The organism is Achromobacter aegrifaciens (assembly GCF_902859965.1).
GTDB classification, from domain to species: domain Bacteria; phylum Pseudomonadota; class Gammaproteobacteria; order Burkholderiales; family Burkholderiaceae_B; genus Achromobacter; species Achromobacter aegrifaciens.
This window is the reverse complement of the sequence record NZ_CADIKO010000001.1, coordinates 1902819-1919680: the sequence shown is the minus strand read 5'-3', so window position 1 is coordinate 1919680 and position 16862 is coordinate 1902819. Positions and strand designations below refer to the sequence as shown.

The following is a 16862-nucleotide window of genomic DNA, read 5'->3' as shown; positions in this document are numbered from 1 at the left end:
CGCATGCTTTGATACCCTAGCCCGCTTTTATCGACCGGCGCGCAGCCGCGCGCCGACAGTCTGTCTTGAGGAATCCCATGTCTTTCAGCTCCGACGCCTGGGCGCGCAACGCCGCACTCTATGAAACCACGCGCGACATGCCGTTCAACCGCGAACTGGCCAGCGGCCAGCTCGACGAGAACGCGTTCAAGCACTACATGATCCAGGACGCGCACTACCTGGTCGCATTCGGGCGCGCGCTGGCCATCGCTTCGGCCAAGGCCGACGACGCCGACGGCGTGGTGCAATTTGCTGACGCCGCCAAAGGCGCGGTGGTGGCCGAACGCACCCTGCACGCGGGCTTCCTGAAGCAGTTCGGCATCGATGACGCCACCTTCGAAGCCACGCCGCTCACGCCGGCCTGCCACCACTACACCAGCTACCTGATCGCCACCGCCTGGAGCGCGCCGTACCCGGTAGCGCTGGCGGCTCTGCTGCCGTGCTTCTGGATCTACGCCGAAATCGGCCGCGAGATCCATGCGCGCGCGGCGCAGCCTAATCCTTACTCCGCCTGGATCGAGGCCTATGCCTGCGAGGACTTCCACGCCCTGGTGCGCCGGGTCATCACCACGGTCGACCGCATCGCCGAAAAGGCGTCCGCCGAAACGTTGGAGCAGATGCACGCGGCGTATACGCGTGCCGCGCAGCTGGAATGGATGTTCTGGGATTCGGCGTATCGGCAGGATGGGTGGCCGGTTTGAATCGAGGGTAGCGATTTCGGAGTCGCCGCCGCCAGGTGTTGGCGGCACACTTGAGCGCCAGGCTATTGATGCCTGGCGTTTTTGTTTCAGCGGGTTGGATGCATCCGCCATCGCCCAATTGCTGCTGGAGAGTTGGATCCGGCCGATGAAGTCTTACAGCAGTGGGTAATACGCCAGCTCTCACTGTTTAAAACACCCTCACCCTATCGTCCGGATTACGCCCAGTTTCATGACGGGTGGCGCGGCATCTTTCTTGTGTCGTTTCAGATGGACTGTTTAATTTTCTGAAATCCACTTCCCCAACATTTCAGAAAACTGCGCAACCGAGGCAGTATCAACGCTCCACTGAGAAATCTTCATCCCATCCTCACTGATTTCCTCCCTCGGATAAATATGTAGATTTATATCTTCCGGAACAAATGGAACAGACAACTCATTCAAAAATATCACATGATTTTGAATGTAGGCCTGCTCACTTTCAATATAAATTACCCAGCAAAATACGAAATTGGATGAATTCGGATCATACATAGAGGTTGCCAGAGCCGCATGCCCATGACTTTGCAACCCCTGGTCCAGTGATTTCTTCCAACTCTTCAGATAATCCATGCGAGACCAGAATCTCACTGGAGAAAAGAAATTTTCCTTGTACCCATTGATTTCTATCTCTCCGAGCAACCCCTCCTCGTCAAACCTCGTCAGTACCTCATGGGAAAAATCCATGCTGAAGCTCATTCTTTTATCCAACTCAGATTTCTAGATTTTTTTTCGGTGGCATCGACGAAGGATGCCTTCATGCGATTGGCGATACTCTGACTCTTGCTCTTTCAATCGCGCTCTTTTAAGGAGCAACTTCAAACAGGGATATGTTCCAGAGAATCCCAACCTATACGAATCACCAAAACCGCTTTCATCTTCGCTTTCCAGAAAGACTAGATTTTCCCCCCACCCTGGCCCCTGCCTCTGGCCGAAACTTGATTGAAAAATCGGACTGACACCTGGCCTCCCTCACAGATACCTTTCGCCAAAAGGCATGCCTATGCCTGGAAAAATTAACGAGGCCACCTGGGCACTAAAGAACAACGCAACACTCTATTTTCAAATTTTTTTGTAGTGATTTACGGCATCAGATATTATCTTTTCAACCTCACTCTTATTTATATACACATCCCAATATTTAATATTAGGAACTGCCGACCAGTAGCCTCTTCCTGTCGCATCTCTCAAAAATTGGCTTATTTTCGCGCCTATAATTCGCACCTCATCGCCATAAGCAACGCAAAAAACATGACATCCTGCATCGTAGATGTTTTGGGTAGCTGCTTGATATAAATAGGACGAATTAAAATCATCCGGAACATCGGCGTCCTCGTCTACTAGCTCTGGGGAAATCAATCCCAGCATATGATTGAAAGCAACCTTTGCGTCTGCCTCAAATAATTCGCGATTTTCAGGAAAAGAGACCAGTGCGTTTTTAGCGTCTAACATACACACATCCACGTCTAAAGTGGCTGTATGCATTTCTTCAGGAAACATCTCTCCGCCGATAAAAAAATAAAACAGTCCATTCCGATAGTTCGAACCCCAAACAGGTATATGCTCCATAAGGATCGCAAATTTGTATGTATCACCAAAAATCACATTCACCCCCACTTTCCGGATAAACCAAGTTTTCGTTTCACATCGATAGGAATAGCGCTCTTGTTCAACGAGTTATCTCTATCTGCGGTACTCCCCGTCCAGTGCCATTTTCCATCATTGCCGTCCGAAAACCGATGCACATTTCCGTTTTCATCCTTGGCATATCTATGCTTCCCACCCTCTTCAGGGGAAACGGAAGATTCAAACAAACCCAGCGAGTTTCTCGGCTCTAATCCGGCATTCGGCCTGTTCCCCTTATCGACGATCGGATTCAACGAATTCAACGTGTCGCTCGTATCGCGGTTCAGCAACGCGATGGTCTCGACCGCCGTCTTGCCCGTCAGCGCCTGCTGCCCCGCGACGTCCCGAATCTCCACCGTGCCGCCACTGATGCCGCTGAGCGTTTTGGAGTCGTTTTCGCCGAAGGCTCCAAGCGCCACCGGCGTCCCCGCCCCGCCGCTGCCGCCGCTCAGGGAGATCCGGTCGGCCTTGTAGCGCGCCACGTTCTTCACGTCTTCGGCCACCAGCGTGCCTGTCTTCAGCAGGTTCAAACCATCCGCCACGGCCTGGTCGCTGCTGGAGATGACGCCGCCTATCAGCGTGGTGTTGCGCTTGACGTCCACCACGAAGCCGCCGTCGCCCGCCATCAGCCCGGACTGCTCCTCCACCGACTTGTAGTCGCTCTTCATCCGGGTCTGCGAGACGTTGCCCGACACCGAACTCTTGCAATAGCCGTAGCACAGGCTGCCCTGCACCCCGCCACCCTGCTGCTTGGAGTCGTAGGTGCTGACGTCCTGCAGACTCTCGATGCGCAGGTCCCGTCCGACGTCGGCGATGATCTGATCGGCGCGGCCCGTCGCGCCGATCAAGGAGGTGTCGCCGCCCGATTGCAGTGCGAGGACATTGCCCGCGGTCAGTTCAGTGTTGGTCCAGGTGGTGTCCTTGCCATCGCTGCGGCCGCGCGAGGCGTTGGCCCCGGCAGTCGCCACGAAGCCGACGCCGTTGCTGCCCGCCGTCACGCCCACGCCTACGCTGGCGCCCGAACTCTTGTTCTGGGTGTGCTGTTCGTAGGTGTCGCGCGCGGCTTGCAGCAGGATGTCGCCGTCCGCCTTGAGCAAGGCGTTGTTCCCGGCGGACAGCCGCGAACCCGTGACCGTGATGTCCGAATCGGCGCCTGCGCCCTTGGCGATGACGGTGAGGTCGTTGCCTGCCGCGATGTTGGAGCCGACCGAGGACGTCGTGTTGCGGTTGGTGATGGTCTGGCTCTTGCTGCTGCCGTAGTCGATGCTCAGCGTCATGCCGCCCGCGCTCTGCGGGTTCGCCATCACTCCGTCGTAGGTGTTGACCCGGCCAGGCCCGTGGTCACCAAGGCCAGGGCCTTCTTGACCTCGCAGCCGGTGAGGTCGACAGTGGCGCCTAGCTTTTCATTTTTTTAAAGACCAACTTCATTGAATTGCGATTTCACATTCTTTCATTTGGAAAAGCGACTGATGAATTGACAAACGCATCGCCGATTTTTGAAGACTTCAGAGTCCATTCACCCTTCAACCAAGAAAATTCGCCCTGGCACTTTTTTAAAATCCGAGTACTGTCTACTTTCTCGAGCGTCCGACCAAAAAAGGACGACTTTTATCTTGAAAGCCAAATTATTTTAAACCCCTATTTTTCATATATTCCTCAAGATTAAATGGAAAATTTGTCTCGTAATAATTCACAGCGTCTTTGACGATTTTCTCAATCTCAATTTTTTCTAGATATATTTCTTTATATTCAATTTTCGGAACCGCGACCCAGCTCCATCGCCCAGTCTCATCATTCTTTACAGACTGCCTTATCTTCGCCCCGATTATCCGTGCCTCATCACCATATGCAACGCAAAATACGTGGCAGCCTGCATCAAAAATATTTTCAGTGGCGGCTCGATATAAATAGGAATTTTCGAAATCATCCGGAATATCAGCATCCTCATCCACCAATTCCGGAGAAATCAAGCCCAACATATAGTTGAAAGCAATCTCTGCTTTCGCCTCAAAAATCTCACGATTCTCGGGAAACGAAACCAATGAATTTTCAGCATCCAGAAAACCCACATCAACGCCCAATGTGGCTGTTGCTATTTTTTCCGGAAACATCTCTCCGTCTATAAAAAAATGAAATAGCCCATTCCGAAATGTCGAATCACTCCATTCCGGAATGTATTCCATGAGAATTGCGAATCTGTAGGGATCACCAAAAACCATATTCACCTCCACTTTCCAGAGAGACCAAATTTGCGTTTAACGTCAATAGGAATTTCAGATTTTGTTAACGAATTTTTTGAATCTTCGGTACTTCCCGACCAATGCCATGTCCCATCATTGCCATCCGAAAAACGATGCACATTGCCGTTTTCATCCTGGGCATATTTATGTTTTCCACCCTTTTCCGGAGAGATGGAGGATTCAAACAAACCCAGCGAGTTTCTCGGCTCTAATCCCGCATCCTGTCTATTCCCCTGCAGTCCTCGAGTATGCTTGGCGCTCGATTTATATACCAACCCATTCGGCAAAGGCACAGGCTCCGGCACAGGCAGCGGGCTTCCTTTACCGCCCCCCTTGCCCGACTCGGCAGTAGAACCATCCTTTCCTCCCTTCGCCGCTCTCCCGCCTATCGCTCCAGCACCGGCCGCCGCACCCTGTATCCCTTCCTCGGCCAGGCTTTCCCAAAACAGCTGCTTCGCTTCCTCACTTCCACGCTCCATGCCTCTTTTGATGGCGGTAAAGCGATCAGCCACGAGCAAGGGCATCCCGAAACGGAGGATTTCGAGCTCTTCTAATTCGGCAGTGCTTAGACCCTGAGCGCTTCTAGATTTCTCTACCAGCTCTCCTTGACGCTGGGTGGATTCGGCCAGACGTTGCGTGAGCTCATGCGCTATCTCAACGCAGTCGACCCCGCATTCCTGGAGTTCGCGACCCCGCTGCGTCGATATCTCTCTGTACTTTGCCGTTACCTCGTCCCGGCACTTCGTGGTTCCGCACGCCTCCATCTCGGCCAAGCGAGACTGATGTTCATCGACAGCAAGACGGTTATTCGTCGTCTCGTTGTTCGCCGCGAACACCGCTTCCGCGCCGTCGACGCCAGCCACCTTGGACATACCGGCCACCAGCGACTGGATCAGGTTGCTACGTTGCTCCTTCTCTTCAGGATTGAGCTTTGACGTCTCGCCCAGCAGAGCATTCAACACCGACCCGGCTCCAGCCCCCAACGCTCCCGCGCCGCAGTCGCTGCCTTTAGCCGCCGCCCCGGCGCAGCCCACGATCGCATGCAGCGCGGCGCGCGCCGCTTCCGCTTGCGGTCCATCGCCCAGATTGGATATGAACTTTTTGACTTCGGTGGCCGCCAACCCTTGCAGATAGTTGACCGCTACCGCCTGCACCATTTCGGTGACAGCGCCCGTAACGTTGCCGCTCACCGCGCCGGCTATTGCAGTGAACCAACGACGATTGTCGCCACCCGCTTCCCATTTCTTGGCGTCTTCGTATTGCGCTTTCAGCTCATCCCTGCGCGGACCCTCGGGTTCATTCTTCAAGGCCTCTTCAAGCGCCTTCGCCTTTGCCGCTCGATTCTCGAAGAACTGCCCCGCCTGTTTCCCCATTTCCTCCACGATGTCGAAACCCGCCTCGATCTGATCTTTATCGAAGATCGGATTCAACGAATTCAACGTGTCGCTCGTATCGCGGTTCAACAACGCGATGGTCTCAGTTGCCGTCTTGCCCGTCAGCGCCTGCTGCCCCGCAACGTCCCGGATCTCCACCGTCCCGCCGCTGATGCCGCTGAGCGTTTTGGAGTCGTTTTCGCCGAAGGCTCCAAGCGCCACCGGCGTCCCCGCCCCGTTGCTGCCGCCGCTTACAGAAATCCGGTCGGCCTTGTAGCGCGCCACGTTCTTCACGTCTTCGGCCACCAGCGTGCCTGTCTTCAGCAGGTTCAGACCATCCGCCACGGCCTGGTCGCTGCTGGAGATGACGCCGCCTATCAGCGTGGTGTTGCGCTTGACGTCCACCACGAAGCCGCCGTCGCCCGCCATCAGCCCGGACTGCTCCTCCACCGACTTGTAGTCGCTCTTCATCCGGGTCTGCGAGACGTTGCCCGACACCGAACTCTTGCAATAGCCGTAGCACAGGCTGCCCTGCACCCCGCCACCCTGCTGCTTGGAGTCGTAGGTGCTGACGTCCTGCAGACTCTCGATGCGCAGGTCCCGTCCGACGTCGGCGATGATCTGATCGGCGCGGCCCGTCGCGCCGATCAAGGAGGTGTCGCCGCCCGATTGCAGTGCGAGGACATTGCCCGCGGTCAGTTCAGTGTTGGTCCAGGTGGTGTCCTTGCCATCGCTGCGGCCGCGCGAGGCGTTGGCCCCGGCAGTCGCCACGAAGCCGACGCCGTTGCTGCCCGCCGTCACGCCCACGCCTACGCTGGCGCCCGAACTCTTGTTCTGGGTGTGCTGTTCGTAGGTGTCGCGCGCGGCTTGCAGCAGGATGTCGCCGTCCGCCTTGAGCAAGGCGTTGTTCCCGGCGGACAGCCGCGAACCCGTGACCGTGATGTCCGAATCGGCGCCTGCGCCCTTGGCGATGACGGTGAGGTCGTTGCCTGCCGCGATGTTGGAGCCGACCGAGGACGTCGTGTTGCGGTTGGTGATGGTCTGGCTCTTGCTGCTGCCGATGTCCAGGCTCAGCGTCACGCCGCCCGCGCTCTGCGGGTCCTTCATCACTTCGTCGTAGGTGTTGACCGCCGCCACGCCCGTGGTCACCAAGGCCAGGGCCTTCATGATCTTGTTGTCGGTCTTGCCGGCGGCGTTGCCCATGCGGTTCGCGGTTTGCATGGCATCAAGCAAGGGGTTCTTGGCGTTGATGCTGAGGCCGCTTTGCTTGACCTCGTGAAACTCTCTTTCACGGGCGGAGTCCTGGGCGGCGGCGATGTTGACCTGCTGGCCGATCAGGGTCACGTCGCCCTTGGGTGCGACCACGTTGCTGCCCACGATGTTCAGGGTCTTGCCGGCGTTGATGAGCACGTCGCCTTCGACGCTGCCCACGGTGCTGGCCGTGTGGAAGACTTTCTTGCCATCGAGCGAGTCTGTCTGCTGGCGTTTACCGTAGCTCAGGCCGCCCGTCGCGCCGAGGCCGGACTTGGTGACTTTCTTGTAGTCATAGCTGTCCGTGGTGTTGACGCCGGGCAGGATGTTCACGTCGCGCTCGGCGTTCATGACCAGGTTCTTCTGCGCGCCGACGTTGGAGCCGATGACGTTCAAATCCCTTCCGGCCATCAGCACGGCGGTATCGCCGGTGAAGGTCGAGCCCTGCGCCTGCGTCCAGTCGCCCGACTTGATGGTGTGGGTGGTCTTGGAGGACAGGAAGCCCTTGGTCTTGTAGTGGACCTCGTCGCGCGCAGAGCCCGTCTCCACGCCCGCGGTCAGGTTGATGTCGCGCCCCGCCGCGACCGCCAACTGCTTGCCGGCGGTGACATCGGCCGCACGAGCGTTGACATCCTGGCCTGCGATCAGGGTCAGGTTGCTGCCGGCGTCGATGACGGAGCCGATTTCCTTGCTGGTGCTCAGGTCATGACGATTGCGCCGGTTGAGCGCCATGCTTTCGCCATGGCTTTCCGTCAGCGTGGCCAGCGTGATGTCGCGACCGGCTTGCAGACGCGCGTCGTCCTTGACCATGACCTGCGCGGCGGTCAGCGTCAGGTCGCGGCCGGCCTGCATGTCGAGGGTGCCCGCCTCTACCCGCGCCACGCCGGTGAGGTGCGTGCCCCAGGTGCTGCCGTGGTTTTCGGAACCGGCGGTCGAGGTCAGCGCGATGTCGCGCCCGGCGGTCAGGGCGACCTTGTCGCCTTTGATCAGGGACGCGATGTTGGCCAGGTCTTCCCGCGCGGCGAGATTGACGCTGCCGCCCTGAATGGTGCCGCCAGCTTGGTTGACGATGTTGCCGGCGGTGACGACGGTGGCTTGCCGCGAACCGATGGTGCCGCTATTGGTGACTTTGCCTTCGGCGGCGATTTTCACATCGCGCCCGGCCATGAGCGTGCCGTCGCCCTTGAGGTCGCCTTCGCGCACCACCAGGTAGACCTGCGGCACCAGCACGGTCTCGGTGCTGCCGTCGGGCAGGGTGACGGTCTGCTCCACCAGCCAGACCAGGTCGGTGGTGAGCTGACGCTGTTGGGCCTCGGTGAGCGCGGAGCCAAGCTTGACGCCATTGTCCAGCGCGAACTTGGCGCCAGCCGCGAGCAAGGCCTTGTACTGCGCGTCGTTGTCGCTGTAGTTCTCCAGGAAGCGCTGGCCGGTGGTGGCCAGAATCTGGTCGGACACCGCCTTCTGTTCATAGAAGCCGTCGCCCAGGCGCCTGGGTTGGCCCGAGGGCGTGAGGAACTTGGCGCCCGGCGGAATCAGCGCGGCCCAACCGCCCAGCCGGGACCCGGTCAGCGCGCCGCCGGCGGCAACCCCGGTCCCCGAGGAACCGCCGGACACATGGCCATCGGCGCCTGTATTGGCGTTGACGCCGCCAGACGGGTTGTCCCCCTGCTTGCGATCTCCCGTCAGGCCAGCGCCCGCGCCTGCCGTATTGTCGATCGAGGTTCCCGGCAACGCGCCGGGCTGGCGCAGCAGGTCGAACAGATAGTCGCTGGAGACGTAGGGGCGTTGGCCCGTGAAACGCGGATCGGTGGACACGATGTACTGCGCGTCCGGCCGGCCGTTGATGGTGAACAGTTGGCTGTCGGGAATGCTGGCCGGATTGGATACGGTGCGGACGGCCTTGCCGCCCGGGAGGTCGAGGCTGGCGACCTGAACCGCGCCCGGCTTGCCGATCGCCGTAGAACCGGGCGTCTTGCCGCTCAGGCCGACCTGCACATTGCCGCCCGCTGTGGCGATGGGCAATTCGATGGGCTGGGCGGCCAGCGTGACGGTGTAGGGAGTGGAGTATTCCTTGCGGTCCCGGCGGCGCTCCTGCGTCACGGTTGCCGTGCCGTTGCGGGTGATGGTGCGCGTGCCGCCGGCGCCGATGTTGTTGATTTCCGGTCCGGATATCGACAACGCGCCGCCCGCCGCGATCTGACTCTTGTTGTTGGTGACGGCGCCGGTCAGCGTCATATTGCCGCCCGACAGGATGCGGGCGGGATCGGTGGAGGTCGTGCGCGATTCGGTGACGGTTTCGGTCACCTGGTAGTAGGTGAAATCGCCCACCAACCGATTGGCGTGGTCGGCGTTGAACTCGTGGATGCGCGCGTCCAGTTCCAAATGCCGGGCCTTGTAGGCGGCATAGGCCTCGTCGTGAGCCTTGCGGCGTTCGCTTTCCGCCGTGCATTCGGCACTCGTCCTGCAGGGACGATCCGGTTCCCGCCAAACGGGCATATCGCCCGCGGGCGGAGTCACGCCGAAGACCGCCCATACGCGCGCATCGTTGGCATACTTGAACTTTTCGGGCACTTGCGTGCAGTCGCCGCCGTTATCGCCGCCGGAGCAGACGTCGTAGGCCTTGGCATAGGCCGGCGGAATGGGCACATCCCGGCCCGCCTTGCCTTTGGTGCGCGGCACATAATCGAACGGAGGGCCGTAGCGATCCGCCGGGTACTTGGTCGACGGCAACAACAGCTTGCGTTCGGGATCGTCATTCAGCCACGCCGGATCCTTGCTGCACATGGGCGTGACTTCGTCGCACAGCCAGTTGGTTTCGGCGTCGTACATGTCCGTCGTGCCTTCTGGCGTGAAGTACACCTTGGGCTTGGACGACACCACCACGGTTTCGTTGGCGTAGTGATCGTTCCGGTTGATCAGCGATGCGGCCGAAATGCGGGCATCGCCGGCGGCTTCGATGGTGGCCGATGCGTTGATCAACGACACGGCCTGGCCGACGGCGCGGCCAATGGCGTCCAGCGCGCCGCCGATGCGCAGGTCTTTCGCCGCGTAGATCAGCGCATGCTCGCGGTTCACGAGGTTGGTGGCGCCCAGATCCAGATCGCCGCGCGAGGCGATCACGGCCCCGCCGCCCGCCCCCACGTCGTTGACCAGCGTACCCGCGCCGATGGAAATGGCGTCGCCGAATATGCGGCCCAGGTTGTTCAGGCTGCCGGCCCTGATGTTGGTGACGCCGCCGTCTATCAAGCCCTCGTTGGTCAGACCATTGGTGACGTTGAGGTTGTTGTTGCGCCCCGCCAGCAGTTCGCCCGTGGCCTGGTTGTGCAACGAGTCGGCCTTGATGTTCAGGTCGCGGCCGGCGCTGAGCCGGGCGCTGTTGTCCATGGCGCCACCCACCGCCAGGTTCAGGTCGCGGCCCGCGATGATGTCGCCGCTCTGGTTCAGCGCGCCGGCATATTCGAAGGAAAGATCGCCGGCGGACTCCACCACCCCCAGACCTTCCAGGGTTTTGACGATGACGGCCAGGCTCTTGCCGGCCAACACCTTGCCCTGCACGTTTTTCAGCGTGTCGGTCTCGATGCGCGCGTCGCCCTGCGAGACCACTTCGCCGGCGGTGTTGTCGACCTCCCTGGTCTTGATGGCGAGGCTCTCGCCCGCGTTGACGGCGCCGCCCCGGTTGTCCACCCCGTCGGCCACGATGCTCACGATCTTGCCCAACACGCCGCGCGCGGACGTGCCGGTGCCATTCAGCGTGTCGCGGTTATCCAGGCGGGACGCCAACAGCGTCAGCGTCCGATCGGCCTGGATCAGTCCGCGCTGGTTGTTGAGCGTGTCCGCGACGGTGACGTTCAGGTCGCCGCCCGCCACCGTGCCATCGCGGTTGTCCAGCGTACCCGCATTGATGCGCGCGTTGCCCGCGGCCGCGATCAGGCCGCCGGTGTTGTCCAGCGTCCCGCCCGCACCCAGATCGATGCGGGCATCGCCGGCGGAGGTGATCTTGCCGCCTGCGTTGCGCAAGTTGGCGGCGGACAAGTCCAGGCCGCCGCCATGAAGGGTTGCGCCGGCGGTGTCGATATCGCCCTTGGCCGACAGCGTCATCAGATTGTTGGCCGACAGCGTACCGCCCGCGAGCGACATATCGCCCGCCGCCGCGCCCGAGTCCGTGGCCGTCAGCGTCATGTCCTTGCCGGCGAGACTGGCGCCGGCATGCTGAATGGAGCCTGCCGTCAAACGCAAGCTGCCTGGCTGATTGAGCACGCCATCCGCGCCCACGCCCGCAGCCAGCCTGCCGGCATTGTCCAGCAGGCCTTGGGTGCGAACGTCGAGATCGCCGCCGGCCAGCACCGCGCCGGTGTTGGCGAGCGAGAAACCTGCGGTCAGGGTGGCATTCGTGGCCGCCACGGCCACGCCCGCATTGGCGAGCTTCCCGCCTGCGTCCAGGATCAGTGCGGCCGCGGATTGCAGGCGGCCGTCGGCGGCGATCCGCAAGTCGCCCGCCGCACTGGCGGACAGCGCGCCCGCCTGCGTGGCGATGATGCCGCCGAGCAGCGCGTCCTTGGCCGCGCGCAGCGTCAGACCGCGGCCGGCGGAAGCCGACCCCAACGTCTGCAACGTGCCGCCCGCAGCGGCAACCAGGACGCCGCCCGCCTGCACCTGCGAACCGGCGCCGAGCGTCAGATCGCCGCGCGCGGCCTGCAGCGACAGGTCGCCTTGCAGCGCCGCGACTGTGCCATCAATCTTGACGCGGTCACCCGCGGTCAGGGCCTGTTCGCGGCCGGCCAGCATGCGGCCCGCCACGTCCAGGAGTTCGTCCGCCGTCGCGGCGAGCTTGTTTGCGGCCTGCACCAGACCGTTCGCGCCCACTACGATATTCCGGCCCGTCATGGTCAGATTGGCATCGCTGGCAACGGACCCTTCCACTCGCGCATCGCGTGCAGCCGCCAAGGCCAGGTCGCGCACCGACGCCAAAGCGCCAGCGACAAAGAGGTCGCGGCCCGCGAGCGCGTTCAAGGCGCCTGCTGCCTGCACCTGGGCGCCCTGTTTGACGATCAGGTCACGCCCCGCCAACACGGACATGTCGCCAGCCTTGGACGTGGCGATCTCGCCCAACGCGGCCACCACGCCACCCAACCTGGCGTCGCCCCCGGCTTGCAGCATCAGCGCGCCGCCGGCAGCCAGCGTGCCGTCGGTGCCGACATCTCCCGCTGCGAGCAGGGACAGGTCCGTGGCGGCCTGCATGCGGCCGCCGGCAGCGACTTTAAGATCGCCTCCGGCGTCGGCGGTCAATCCGCCAGACAGCGCGGTGACGGTGCCATCGATGCCGATATGCCTGCGCGCCGCGAGGCTGGCTGGTGTGCCGCCGGTCACCACGCCGGTCACAAAGAGATCCCGGCCCGCTTGTGCACGCAGCGTGCCGCCGCTGCCCGCGCCGTCTGCCGTGCCGGCGGTGCCCGCGATATGCAGATCCTGTCCCGCGTCGAGCATCAGGCTGCGGCTGCCTTGCGCCAGCCCGTCCTTGCCCACGCGCAGATCTCCGCCAGCCGTGACGTTCAACAGGCCGTTGGCGATCGTCTTGCCGTTCAACAGCGCATCCGTCGTGGCCGTCAGGCGGATATCCTTCTCGCCGGAGAGGGTCCCGTCAAGAATCAGCTTGCCGCCGGACTGCGCCTCCAACAGCCCGCCTGCCTGCAACGCGCCCGCCACGCCCAGCGCGAGATCGCCGCCGCTGACAGCAGAGAGCGCGCCGTCGCGCGCCAGGACGGAACCGTCGACCTTCAAGTCCCCGCGGGTGCGCAGATCTGCGCTGCGGCCGGCGATCCACTGGCCGGCAAGCGCGGCCGTGGCCGCGTCCGCGACCACCGAGCCGTCGGCCTGTATGCGCGCGTCCGAGGTCGAAGCCAGCGTCCCGTCCGTGCGCAATCGCAGATCGCCCACAGCCAAGGTCTGGCCCTTGAGCGTCAGGTCCGCGGCCGCGTCCAGCGCCACATCGGCCAGCGATGACACAATGCCGGCAGCCGTCAGGGAGGCGCCCGCCAGTGCGCTCAATGCGCCGCCAGCCAGCGCCTGGCTGCCGGCGCCCAAAGCCATATCCCGCCCGGCGCGCAATGCGAGTTCGCCCTGGGCCGAGGCGGCCACGCCATCCAGCTTCAGGTCGCCTGCGGCTTGCAGGCTCACGCCTTGATTGCCGCGCAGCTCGCCCGTCATGATTACGTCGCCGCCGGCGCTCAAACGCGCGACATCAGCCGACTCGATCCGACCCGTCGCGGCGATTTGCGCCGTCCCGCCAGCGGTAAGGTCCAACCTGCCGTCTGCGCTGATCGTGCCTTGGGCCGCGACATCGCCGCCGGCCGTCAGCGCCGCATCGGCCGTGGACACCAGCGTGCCGTCGGCCCGCGCGTCGCGGGTCGCGTCCAGGCTCACGCCTTTGCCCTGCAATCTGCTGGCAGCGCCCAGCGACAAGTCCCGCCCGGCGGATGCGCGCAAGCGATCGCCGAAAGCCAACGCATCACCAGTCACGCGCAAATCGCGCACGGCTTCCAGCGTCATGCCGCCATCGGTCAACGTCGTGCCGGCCAATGTGAGGTCCTGGCCTGCGTTCAGGCGCAGCGTCCGGTCGCTCTGCACATGCCCGCCTTGGCTGAGGGCGAGATCGGCGCGCGCACGCAGATCCAGCGGACCCGCGGCATACAGCTTGCCGCTCACCGTGGCATTGCGCACCGCCTGCGCGGACAATTCATCCAGGGAACTCAAGGCGCCGGAGACCAGCAGATCGCCGCCCGCCAGGGCTTCCACACGCCCCTTGGCCGCCACGCGGCCTTGCGCGCCGATCGCCAGGTCGCTCCCTGCTGCCAAGCGCAAAGCGCCCGTGGCGGCGGTCAACGTGCCATCCACGGTTGCGTGGCGCGCGGCGATCAATTCAATGCCGCCATTGCTTTGCAATGCGCCCGCGAGCGCCAGATCCTGACCGGCTTGCCCCGCCACGCCGCCCTCGACTTCCCACTGCGCCTGCGTATTGCCTCGCAAGTCGCGCGCGGCCCGCAGATCCAGGTTCCCGGCCGTCGAACCTTTGCCGGCAAGCGATATGTCGCGGCCGGCGGTCAATGCGATGTCTGCGCGTGAACCCATGGCGCCGGCTGCGGTCAGGTCGCCGTCGGCTCGTGCTGCGATGCCTACGCCCTGGGTACGGCTGGCAGCCCCCAGCAACAGATCGCCGCCGGCGGCAAGCGACAAGGTACCGCCATACGCCAGAGCGTTGCCGTCGATGCGCATGCCCTGACCCGCCTGAAACGCCAATCCCGCATTGGTTTCAGCAACCCCGGCGAGCGTCAGTTCGCGTCCCGCCCGCAACTGCATCGCGCCTTCGGATTGCAGGATGGAACCCGCGCCCGCGACGAGCTTGCCGATGCTATCCACCGACAGCGGACCTCCGGCAAGCAGCTTGCCATCGACGGCGGCATCGCCTGCGGCCGCCACCGTCAACGCCTGCACCGATGACACCTCGCCCGCCGACCGGAACGCAGCGCCCGTGCGCAGGTCCGCCAGGCCGCCCGCCTGCGCCACGCCGCCCGCGCCGATGCTCAGGTCGCCGGCCGATGCCAGCCTCAGCGCGCCAGCCGTGGCGCCGGCCGTACCATCTAGCGACAGCTTGCCGTCCGCCCGGACGTCGAGGTCGCCATTGCTGCGCACGCTACCCGTCAGCGCCGCGTCGCCGCCTGCTTGCAGCCGTGCCTTGCCGGTGCTGGCCAATTGCCCGCTCACCTGCATGCCGCCCCGCGCTTCCAGCGTCAGGTCGCCATCGGCGCCGATGGCCGCGGAGACGGCCGTATCGCGGCCGGCTTGCAGGCGGACGTCGCCCGCCGCCGCCATGGTTCCGCCGGCCCGCAGGTCGCGCGACGCCACGGCGTCGACGACGCGTCCCTGCGTCTTGCTGGCGGCGCCCAGCTGGATATCGCCGCCACTGCGCATCTGCAGCGTGCCGCCGTAGGCCAGCGCACTGCCGTCCACCTTCAGGCCGCGCGCGCTGTCGATGGACAATGCGCCATCCGTCAACGCCGATCCTGCCAGGCTTACGTCTTCGCCCGCGCGCAGGCTCATCGACTTGCCCGACTGCAACTTCGCGCCCGCAGCGGATGAAAGCTCGCCGCCGGCCTGGACCTGCAACTCGCGCGATGCGACGACGCGGCCCGGCAATTGGATGTCTCGTGCGGCCTGTAGCGCCACCGTCCCCTTGGCCGACACCAGGCCCGCGGAGCCATCGCCCGCTGCCGTCTCGCCAGATTTCGCGGGCGGCGGATTGCCATCCTGACCTGATCCCGAACCTGTACCTGAACCGGCGTCCGTTGCCGTGCCGCCGCCCGAATCCGAACCGCCGGTAACGGGCGGCATCGGATCCGGCACCACGGTCGTGATGCCGGCGCGCACATGACGGCCAGCCTGCGCACTCAAATCCTGATCGCCCATCAGCAGAGAGCCCGATAAGGCCAGGTCTCGCCCTGCGACCACACGCAGCGCGTCCTGGGTCTGCAGGCTGCCCTGCGCCCCCACGGTCACGTCGCCCAGGGCGTTGACCGCCAGTTCCCCGCCCGCGCTCACCGCCCCGCGAACCGCGGCTTGCCCGCCTGCGCGCAAAGCCACCGTGCCCGACGCCTGCGCCGCGCCTGCGACTTCAAGATCGCGGCCCGCCGCCATCTGCAAGTTCTTCGCGGCCTGCACCGTGCCGCTGGGAGTGATGCGCAGGTCCCCGGCGGCGCTCACCTCCAGATCACCCGTAAGCGCCACGAGATTGCCGCCCACGTTCACGCCCACGCCGGCTTCCGTGCCGATCAGCCGTATGCTGTTGGCGTACATGCCGCCCAGTGCCGCCGTGTCCAGCGCCACCGCAGGCGCGGCGCCCTCGCCTTCGCGAGCCGACACCGCGCCAGAGCCGTAATCCACCCGCGATGCACCCGCCGTTACGTTCAGGCGCTGCGCCCAGATACCCGCGTTGATCTCCAATGTGCGCGCCATCAGGTCCACCTGGCCGACGTTCCCGCCGAGCAGGCCGTCGCCTTCGACCCGGATCTTGCCGCTCGCGACGTCCAGACCGATGCTGCCGTCCGGCCCGACAGCGGGCTTGCCGGTGGTGAGCGTGGCGCGGTCCGCGTTCAGGAAGCCGCAGCCGTTGCAGGTGATGCCGGCCGGGTTGGCGACGATGACATTGGCCCGGTTGCCCGCCACTTCAAGCGCGCCGGCCAGCTGCGACGGATTGGGGGCAGTGACCTGATTCAGGATGGTCGTCGCGCGCTGGTTGCCCAGCATGGGGTTGCCCGCGACCTGGCCCGCCAGTTGCGTCTGGCTGGCCCCGCCGCTGTTGTTCAACACCACGCCGGAGCGGCCGACGTTGAAGTCCGTGAACTTGTTGTTCGACACCCCGCCCGCGGAAGGCGGCGCGATGTTCACTACCGGCACCCCGTTGGTCACGCCCACCACTGGCCGTTGGCCCGGAGCATTCCGGTCCACTGAGATAGGTAGCGTCTGCGCCAGGACCGGCGTCCAGACCTGGGTGTACAGCACGAGCCACACGATGGCGGAACGGAATTTGGACATGAGGCACACTC

General features: G+C 63.3%; 6 protein-coding genes. 1 reads left to right on the top strand and 5 read right to left on the bottom strand.

Annotation, left to right across the window (positions count from 1 at the left end; all coding sequences use genetic code 11):
* The first annotated feature begins 77 nt into the window (after positions 1–77).
* On the top strand, positions 78–740 hold the full coding sequence (gene tenA / locus HV793_RS08920; RefSeq protein ID WP_175213014.1) for a thiaminase II: 663 nt from the start codon (positions 78–80) through the stop codon (positions 738–740).
* A 276-nt stretch (positions 741–1016) separates the two neighbouring features.
* Here the strand turns inward: tenA and HV793_RS08915 are convergent, their stop codons facing one another.
* From HV793_RS08915 to HV793_RS08895, 5 genes are all read right to left on the bottom strand, one after another.
* Entirely contained in the window at positions 1017–1475 is a 459-nt protein-coding gene (locus tag HV793_RS08915; RefSeq protein ID WP_175213013.1) for a hypothetical protein, read from the bottom strand.
* A gap of 363 nt (positions 1476–1838) precedes the next feature.
* Positions 1839–2387 carry an immunity 42 family protein gene (locus HV793_RS08910; RefSeq protein WP_217481766.1) on the bottom strand — a complete coding sequence of 183 codons (549 nt, stop codon included), beginning with the start codon at positions 2385–2387 and terminating at the stop codon, positions 1839–1841.
* Positions 2384–3679: a hemagglutinin repeat-containing protein gene (locus HV793_RS08905; RefSeq protein WP_244958605.1), complete on the bottom strand. Its 1296-nt coding sequence runs from the start codon at positions 3677–3679 to the stop codon at positions 2384–2386. Before HV793_RS08905 ends, HV793_RS08910 begins: the two co-directional genes overlap by 4 nt.
* Positions 3680–4027: 348 nt before the next feature.
* Entirely contained in the window at positions 4028–4621 is a 594-nt protein-coding gene (locus HV793_RS08900; RefSeq protein ID WP_175181663.1) for an immunity 42 family protein, read from the bottom strand.
* A 2-nt stretch (positions 4622–4623) separates the two neighbouring features.
* Complete coding sequence (locus tag HV793_RS08895; protein ID WP_175213011.1) at positions 4624–16851, bottom strand: hemagglutinin repeat-containing protein; 12228 nt, start codon at positions 16849–16851, stop codon at positions 4624–4626.
* Between the last annotated feature and the right edge of the window lie 11 nt (positions 16852–16862).